A 279-nucleotide genomic window follows, 5' to 3' on the forward strand; every position below is an offset into this window, starting at 1 on the left:
GCGATCATCCCGGCGATGTTCGCGGTGGTCTACCCGGGCCTGGACAAGCTCAACATCATGAGCCTGCACAGCCCCGAGTCGGCGATCCTGTCCGCGGTCGTCTTCAACGCGCTGATCATCATCGCGCTCGTGCCGCTGGCCCTGAAGGGCGTGCAGTACAAGCCGACCAGCGCCGACAAGATGCTCCGCCGCAACCTCGGCATCTACGGCCTGGGCGGTCTGATCGCCCCGTTCATCGGCATCAAGATCATTGACCTGCTCATCTCCCTCATCCCCGGA

Annotated in this window: 1 pseudogene; it reads left to right on the top strand. The window is 63.8% G+C overall.

The window, feature by feature from the left end:
* Positions 1-279 (top strand): annotated as a pseudogene (locus ADK54_RS19645) (potassium-transporting ATPase subunit B); the annotation flags it as partial.

It is taken from the genome of Streptomyces sp. WM6378, assembly GCF_001279695.1.
Taxonomy (GTDB): domain Bacteria; phylum Actinomycetota; class Actinomycetes; order Streptomycetales; family Streptomycetaceae; genus Streptomyces.